Annotated in this window: 4 protein-coding genes; 1 reads left to right on the plus strand and 3 read right to left on the minus strand. The window is 65.7% G+C overall.

Features of this window, described 5'->3' with window-relative positions; translation table 11 throughout:
• Positions 1 to 841: 841 nt before the first annotated feature.
• A complete protein-coding gene (locus H7965_RS28405; protein WP_186773886.1) occupies positions 842 to 1,528 on the minus strand; it encodes a hypothetical protein in 687 nt (228 codons plus the stop codon).
• A gap of 366 nt (positions 1,529 to 1,894) precedes the next feature.
• Between H7965_RS28405 and H7965_RS28410 the strand changes: the two genes are divergently transcribed.
• Complete coding sequence (locus H7965_RS28410; protein WP_186773887.1) at positions 1,895 to 2,965, plus strand: HWE histidine kinase domain-containing protein; 1,071 nt, start codon at positions 1,895 to 1,897, stop codon at positions 2,963 to 2,965.
• Positions 2,966 to 3,032: 67 nt separating this feature from the next.
• Here H7965_RS28410 and tnpB read toward each other — a convergent pair whose 3' ends face one another.
• Entirely contained in the window at positions 3,033 to 3,263 is a 231-nt protein-coding gene (gene tnpB / locus H7965_RS28415; protein ID WP_186773888.1) for an IS66 family insertion sequence element accessory protein TnpB, read from the minus strand.
• A 159-nt stretch (positions 3,264 to 3,422) separates the two neighbouring features.
• Positions 3,423 to 3,834: transposase (locus H7965_RS28420; RefSeq protein ID WP_186773889.1), on the minus strand; the 412-nt coding region annotated here is incomplete at its 5' end.

Consider the following 3,834-nt stretch of genomic DNA (forward strand, 5'->3'; position numbering starts at 1 on the left):
GTCGAGTTGCGCAACACCCGGTGCGGGCTGTCCGGCCAACTGCCGTTGAACAGAGGGGTTTCGGCCAGGTCGGCAAAGCCCGCCCCCACAATGCGCCCCGTGTCGCCGGAGGGGTTGCCGCTCTCGGCCGAGGTGACGAAGCGCGTACCCATCCAAGCGCCGCATGCGCCACGGCAAGGCCCCGTCCGTCCGCGATCCCACCGCCCGTAACCCAGCGTTCGAGGTCCCGTCGCGGGACGCGGCAGGGCGAGACCACGACAGACCCGGTGCCGCCCCCCCGCCGAGCCCGCGTTCTGGATTGGTCCGCCCCGCCTGCCTGGCCGTAGCCTGTGGCGGCTCCACGCTGACCACGAACAGAAGCGAGGAACCCGCGACGTGACCACCACGCCGGACATTGATCGACCCGATTACAGACGACGAGGCAGAAACCGCTCCTGGTGGACGGGGAAGGGTACAAGATCACAGCCGGCGGGCAGCCGGGCCGCCGAGCTTCTGCCGTGGAACCTGCCAGGCAACGCCGCCGCCGCCGCAGGCTGACGCCCGGTCGCCGTGTCGCCCGACGCTTAATGAGCAGGGCTTCCGCGGTCAGAAGCGCAACAATAGCAAACACCTCCAGGATGGACGAACCAGGTCTGCCGCTGGGGAGTGTCGATTACCCTTGGCGGGTGGGTGTCTCCCATCTAGGAGATGCCTGCATGAACGAGGCCAGAACTTTGAACCTGACGGTCGCGTTGAAATACGTCACCTTCGTCCAGGAGCTGGCCCTCTGGTCTCATTCTCGAGTGGCCTCTTGAGCAGTCGGTACGCTCGGCCAATCCCAAGCCGATTTGATACCGACTGCTCAACGCAAGGCGGGTTGGCAGTTCAGGAGCGCCCTGTGCGGCAGATGTCGGGGCTGCGTGCGCATCTTCTCGCGCTTGTCTTGGCCGTACTGGTGCCAGCCCTCGCGGTCGGAGCTGCTGCGGCTTGGCAAGCAGCCACCGGTCACCAGCGTGCTTTCGAGGCCCGTCTGCAAGATACAGCGCGGGCGCTTGCTTTGGCCCTGGATGCCAGGATCGGGGCCGATCTTGCCGTGTTGACCGCGCTCGCCGCTGCCCTTGCTCTCGACGTCGATGCCGACCTCGCTGCACGCGAGGGACTGCTGCGCCGTGCCGCGGCTTCTCTCGGTGCGGACCTCGCCCTCATGGATCCTACCGGGCGGCTCCTCAACGATACAAGAGTGCCTGCCGGTGGAGCTATGCCCGCGAGTGCCTTTGGCGGCCCTGCGACGCGAGTCGCCGAGACCGGACAGCCTATGATCTCCGATCTTGTCACCAGCACCATCACGGGCCGTCCCGCGGTAGGTCCGATAGTGCCGATCTTGCGAGAGGGCCGGGTCGTAGGAGCGCTTGCTGCGCGGCTTGAGCCTGCTGCCCTGGTCGAGTTGCTGCGGGCACAGAGCCTTCCGGAGGGCGGGTTCGCGGTTCTGAAGGATAGCCAGTACCGCGTCGTTGCTCGCAGCCTCAACCATGAGGCCGCAGTTGGCCAACCGGTGCCGCCTGCTTTCCAGGAGGCGATTGCCGGCCGCCCGCGCGGGCTGACCAAGGGGCGGAGCCTGGAGGGGAGCCCGACCTACGGTGCCTTCGAGCGGCTGAAGGTCGCGCCGGACTGGACCATTTCAATCGTCGTACCGTGGGCGGCCTACACCCGGAGTTGGACAGGGCCGCTCGGAACGCTGGCCGTTGGAGCAGTTCCGCTCCTGCTGCTCTCGGCAACTTTGGCCCTCTGGTTAGGCCGACGGCTGCTGCACCCGGTCGACGTACTCAGGTCTCATGCGCGAGCGGTGGTCCAAAGCAGAGGCGCTGATTTTGGAGTTCCCTTAGCTACGGACAGCGTGCCAGCAGAGCCTTCTGGAGTGGCAGAGTTCGAGGCACTGCGCGAGGACATCGCAGCTGCCGAAGCGGCTCTGCGTGCCAGCGAGGCGCGATGGCGCGCCCTGTTCGAGCGCATGCACGAGGGCTTTGCGCTTTGCGAGATTATCCGGGACGGCAACGGACGGGCTGTGGATTGGCGCTACCTTGAACTCAACGCTGCCTGGGAGCGGCTGACCGGCATTCCGGTGGAGCGAGCCCTTGGCCGCCGCGTGACAGAGGTAATTCCCGGAATAAAGGAGTCCTGGATCCGGATCTTCGCACAAGTGGTTGAGACCGGGCAGCCCGCTCATGTCGAGCACCAAGCGTCCAAAATGGAGCGCTGGTTCGAGGCCTTCGCCTACCGAACCGAGCCGGGGCGGTTTGCCCTCCTCTTCCTGGACATCACGGAGCGGAAGGAGGCCGAGGAGCGCCAGGCGCTGCTCTCGCGGGAGGTGGACCACCGGGCCAAGAACGCGCTTGCGGTGGTGCAGGCAGCTCTGCGCCTTACCAAGGCTGAGGATATCCCGTCCTTCGTACGTGCTATCGAGGGCCGTGTAGCCGCGCTTGCGCGTGCGCAGACACTGCTTGCCGAGGACCGCTGGAACGGCGCCGACTTGCGAGCATTGCTTCGCGGTGAGCTAAAGCCCTTTCTTGGCGCCGCGGATGAGGGCGGACCCCGCGCAAAACTGGGCGGCCCGAAGCTGGCGCTGCCGCCTCGTACGACTCAGCCTCTCGCCATGGCGGTACATGAGTTGGCGACAAACGCCGTAAAGCACGGAGCACTGTCGGTGCCGGAGGGGCATGTCGCGGTCCACTGGCGTCTTCAGCGCGATCCGGCCGGCACGGAGGTCCTGCACCTGCGCTGGGTAGAAGCTGGTGGGCCGCCCGTTGCCACAGTACCAGAGCGCTGCGGTTTTGGCACGCGCGTGCTCGATGGCACAGTACGCCGTCAGCTTAGCGGCACGGTCCGGCTTGACTGGCACGAAACGGGGCTGGTCTGCGAACTTGTTGTGCCACTGCATCGCTCACATGATCCCGCCGCCACAAGCCAGACCGCGTATGCTGCGAATTGATCCCCAGATCCTGCTCGAGAAGGGGCTCCAGATCTTCGAGTGTGTCACCAGCAGCACGCCGAGCGGCTCACGCAGGAGCTGCGGTGATGCCGGACGGCGACAGGCGGCGGCAGCGCACGCGCCAGACCAAAACCTTCAGCAGGTCACCTCGACGTTCACGAGAGTAGAACTCCGCGCCGCTGTACGGATCCTGCGAGAGCACAGTCTGCACCTGCGCGGCCAAGCCGCCGAATCCCTTGCGCATATCGGTCGCGCCGCAAGCAAGGTAGACGCGCGTACCAAGCGGCGGGCCAAACATCACCGACCACCCAGTTCGGCTAGTGCACTGACTCATTCAGAAGGTGCAGGAAGTCTGGCGAGCTTGCTGAGGATGGTATCTGCAGGTTTGGTCCAGACGAATGGCCTGGCGGCCCTGTTGTGGTCGTCACCGACCACCCAGTTCGGCTAGTGCACTGACTCATTCAGAAGGTGCAGGAAGTCTGGCGAGCTTGCTGAGGATGGTATCTGCAGGTTTGGTCCAGACGAATGGCCTGGCGGCCCTGTTGTGGTCGCGGATGTAGCGGGTGATTGCGTCCTGCAGGTGGGGCACGGAGCTGAAGACGCCGCGCCGGATGCGCCTTCGGGTGATGGTGGAGAAGAAGCCCTCGACGGCGTTGATCCATGACGCTGAGGTCGGCGTGAAGTGGAAGACCCAGCGCGGGTGATCAGCCAGCCAGTGCTGCACCTTCGGATGCTTGTGGGTGGCGTAGTTGTCGAGGATGGCGTGGATCACCTTGCCGGCTGGGACCGCGCGCTCGATGGCGTTGAGGAAGCGGACGAACTCCTTGTGGGTGTGCCGCGGCATGCAGCGGCCGACCACGGTGCCGTCG

It is taken from the genome of Siccirubricoccus deserti (assembly GCF_014283215.1).
GTDB lineage: Bacteria > Pseudomonadota > Alphaproteobacteria > Acetobacterales > Acetobacteraceae > Siccirubricoccus > Siccirubricoccus deserti.

Excerpts from the sequence above, each read along its gene's own strand:
- tnpB (WP_186773888.1), bottom strand. The coding sequence starts at position 3,263 with ATGTTTGGCCCGCCGCTTGGTACGCGCGTCTACCTTGCTTGCGGCGCG.